3 protein-coding genes and 1 tRNA gene are annotated in these 3,152 nt (G+C 60.8%); 1 reads left to right on the forward strand and 3 read right to left on the reverse strand.

From position 1 onward, the window contains the following. Window positions 1-13 precede the first annotated feature (13 nt). The 3 genes from ACLEXF_RS25380 to ACLEXF_RS25390 all read right to left on the reverse strand — a co-directional run bounded on the left by ACLEXF_RS25380 (window position 14) and on the right by ACLEXF_RS25390 (window position 1,803). Window positions 14-101, reverse strand: a tRNA-Ser gene (locus ACLEXF_RS25380). 145 nt (window positions 102-246) lie between these two features. Beyond that, the gene (locus ACLEXF_RS25385) at window positions 247-924 is read right to left on the reverse strand and encodes an isochorismatase family protein (protein WP_004204521.1); all 678 of its coding nucleotides are present in this window, start codon (window positions 922-924) and stop codon (window positions 247-249) included. An 18-nt stretch (window positions 925-942) separates the two neighbouring features. After that, the gene (locus ACLEXF_RS25390; protein ID WP_043523224.1) at window positions 943-1,803 is read right to left on the reverse strand and encodes a pirin family protein; all 861 of its coding nucleotides are present in this window, start codon (window positions 1,801-1,803) and stop codon (window positions 943-945) included. Window positions 1,804-1,917: 114 nt separating this feature from the next. Here ACLEXF_RS25390 and ACLEXF_RS25395 point away from each other — a divergent pair, with 114 nt between their 5' ends. Continuing rightward, the gene (locus ACLEXF_RS25395; RefSeq protein WP_407259858.1) at window positions 1,918-2,823 is read left to right on the forward strand and encodes a LysR family transcriptional regulator; all 906 of its coding nucleotides are present in this window, start codon (window positions 1,918-1,920) and stop codon (window positions 2,821-2,823) included. Window positions 2,824-3,152 lie beyond the last annotated feature (329 nt).

The raw sequence follows: 3,152 nt of genomic DNA on the forward strand, positions 1-3,152 counted from the left end.
TCTTCTTAAAATATGGCGGTGAGGGGGGGATTCGAACCCCCGATACGTTGCCGTATACACACTTTCCAGGCGTGCTCCTTCAGCCACTCGGACACCTCACCATATTGTCTTGCTGCTCACCTTGGGTGGGCAACGGGGCGCTACTATAGGGAGTTGCGTTAAAACGGTCAAGCATATTTTCTTCTTTCTTTACCGACCGCTCACGCAATGAACAATGCCCCGCTGCGACGCAGTGGGGCGGGTGTTTTAGCGCTGGGAATCAAGCTGTTCGTTATTCTTCACCACGTCCTGCGCTTTGCTGTAGCTTTCAATCAGCAGCTGGTAGGCCGGGAAGACTTTGGTGTACACCTCCGCCCATTCTGCTGCGTCCGGGCGATTCCAGGTGCGCTGCAGCTCAGAGGCGACGGCGGCGGTATCCATCGGCACTACGCCAGCTTGTACCACGCGAGCCAGGGTGATCTCCTGCGCCATTTTGCTGTAGGTGCCGGAAGCGTCAATCACGGCAAACACTTTATAACCGTCGGCGACGGCGGCAATCGCCGGGAAGGCCATGCAGACGCTGGTGATGGTCCCGGCGATAATCAGCGTTTTGCGACCGGTCGCTTTCACCGCGGCGACGAATTCCGGGTTATCCCAGGCGTTGATCTCGCCTTTACGGGCGATGTATTGCGCATGCGGCGCGTTCTCATGAATCTCCGGGATCAGCGGACCGTTCGGCCCCTGCGGCACGGAGGCGGTGGTGATCACCGGGATCCCGGCAAGCGAGGCCATCTTCGCCAGCGCGGCGGCGCGAGCGCGCAGCTCTGGCATCGGCATATCGCCGACGGTCTGGAACAGGCCGCTCTGGTGGTCAATCAACAGCATTGCGGTATCGTTGACATCAATCACCGGACGAGCACCGTTAAAATTAGCGGGAGTAGACATAGTATTCACCTCAATCAGTTAGATTTGGCCAAAGCGGCCGCTGTTAAAATCGCGAACGGCTTCTGCGATCTGCGTTTTGTTATTCATGACAAACGGGCCATACCCCACAATCGGCTCCTGCAGCGGTTCGCCGGCCATCAGCAGAACTTTTGCCTGGGCGGTCGCCTCCAGATGCAGTGCGTCTCCTGCCTGGCTCAGGACGGCGAGCTGTCCTTCGCGGGCGGATTCGGAACCGTTGATGATCACTTCCCCTTCCAGTACCACCAGCGCGGTACTCCAGCCTTCCGGCTGGCGCAGCGTGAGGTCGCGCCCCTGATTCAGCTGCATATCCCACACGTTAAGCGGTGAGAAGGTATGGGCCGGGCCGCTGACGTCGTCATACTGGCCGGCAATAACCCGAACCTGTCCGGCGCCATTCGTCAGCGCGACGGTGGGGATCGTCCCGGCGGTAATGCTCTGGTAGCCGGGGGGCGCCATTTTGTCTTTGGCGGGCAGGTTGACCCACAGCTGGATCATCTTCAGCTCGCCGCCGCTGCGGGTGAAGGCCTCCGAGTGGAACTCTTCGTGCAGGATCCCGGCGCCCGCCGTCATCCACTGCACGTCGCCTGGACCAATCACCCCGCCACGGCCGGTGGAGTCACGATGTTCTACCTCTCCGGCGTAGACGATGGTGACGGTTTCGAATCCGCGATGCGGATGCTCACCGACGCCGCGTTTATCGCTGCCCGCCGGGAAGGTGTACGGCCCGGCATAGTCGAGCAGTAAGAAGGGGCTCAGCTGCTGGCCGTGCGTCTGATAGGAAAACATCGAACGAACCGGGAAGCCGTCGCCTACCCAATGCTGCGCGGGCGCGGTGTAGACTCCTGTAATCTGTTTCATGGCTTTCTCCTGTGTATCGGTATCTGATGTGAATAAGCTTATATCCGGGACGACATGTGCGGTAGTAAGCAAAAATGGCCTATACTGTTCCAAAAATGGAACAATGGAGGAAGGATGCAGGATCTCAATGACTTCGCCTGGTTTGTCCAGGTCGTGGACCATGGCGGTTTCGCCGCGGCAGGGCGAGCGCTTGACCAGCCGAAATCCAAGCTCAGCCGCCGCATTGCGCAACTCGAGGAGCGGCTGGGCGTGCGTTTGATTCAGCGAACCACTCGCCAGTTCGCGGTTACCGAGGTCGGGCAGACCTTTTACCAGCATTGCAAAGCGATGCTGATAGAGGCCGAGGCGGCGCAGCAGGCGGTCGACACGCTGCGCGCCGAGCCGCGCGGCAGCGTCAGGATCACCTGTCCGGTCACCTTGCTGCATGTCCATATCGGACCAATGCTGGCGCGATTTATGGCGCGCTATCCCGGGGTCACTTTGCATCTTGAGGCGACCAACCGCCGGGTGGATGTGGTCGGGGAGGGCATTGATGTGGCGATCCGCGTCCGGCCCCGGCCTATCGAGGACAGCGATTTGGTGATGCGTGTGCTGGCGGACCGAGGGCACCGGCTGGTGGCCAGTCCGGAGCTGATTTCCCGGCTCGGACGTCCGCAGGCGCCGTCTGAGCTGAGCGCCTGGCCTGGGCTCAGCCTGGGGGCGAACAAGCATCAGCATAAATGGCAGCTTACCGGGCCTGAGGGGGCAAGGGCGGAGGTGTATTTCACGCCGCGAATGGTGACCACCGATATGCTGGCGCTGCGCGAGGTGGCGATGGCCGGCGTAGGGGTTGTGCAGCTTCCTTTGTTAATGGTGCGCGATCAGCTGGCGTCAGGGGAGTTAGAGGTGGTACTGGATGAGTGGCAGCCGCGGCGGGAAGTGATCCATGCGGTATTTGCCTCACGGCGCGGGCTGCTGCCCTCCGTCAGGGCGTTGGTGGATTACCTCAGCGAAGAGTATCAGCGAATGGAAGAGGATTAGCTTCGGGATTGGCTTTTCTCGGGGGGCTCTCCCCGGCGGAGAATATAAAAGAAAAGAGCCCGTACTTGCGTACAGGCTCTCATCTCGAATATGGCGGTGAGGGGGGGATTGACTCGCTTCGCTCGCCCCTGCGGGGCAGCCCGCTCGCGGGCTCGCGGTCTGTCCAACTGGCGTTGCCAGTAGTCGAACCCCGGTCGGGGGTTCTCATCCCCTCCGGTGGGTGCCACATGCGAAAAAAAAGCCCGTACTTGCGTACGAGCTCTTCTTAAAATATGGCGGTGAGGGGGGGATTGACTCGCTTCGCTCGCCCCTGCGGGGCAGCCCGCTCG

Origin of the sequence: Klebsiella pneumoniae complex sp. WS1778 (assembly GCF_049472055.1) — a bacterium.
Classification (GTDB): Bacteria; Pseudomonadota; Gammaproteobacteria; order Enterobacterales; family Enterobacteriaceae; genus Klebsiella; species Klebsiella quasipneumoniae.

Bases quoted from the DNA above. Each gene is read 5' to 3' on its own strand.
- ACLEXF_RS25385 (WP_004204521.1), bottom strand. From the start codon at position 924: ATGTCTACTCCCGCTAATTTTAACGGTGCTCGTCCGGTGATTGATGTC.
- ACLEXF_RS25395 (WP_407259858.1), top strand. From the start codon at position 1,918: ATGCAGGATCTCAATGACTTCGCCTGGTTTGTCCAGGTCGTGGACCAT.
- ACLEXF_RS25390 (WP_043523224.1), bottom strand. From the start codon at position 1,803: ATGAAACAGATTACAGGAGTCTACACCGCGCCCGCGCAGCATTGGGTA.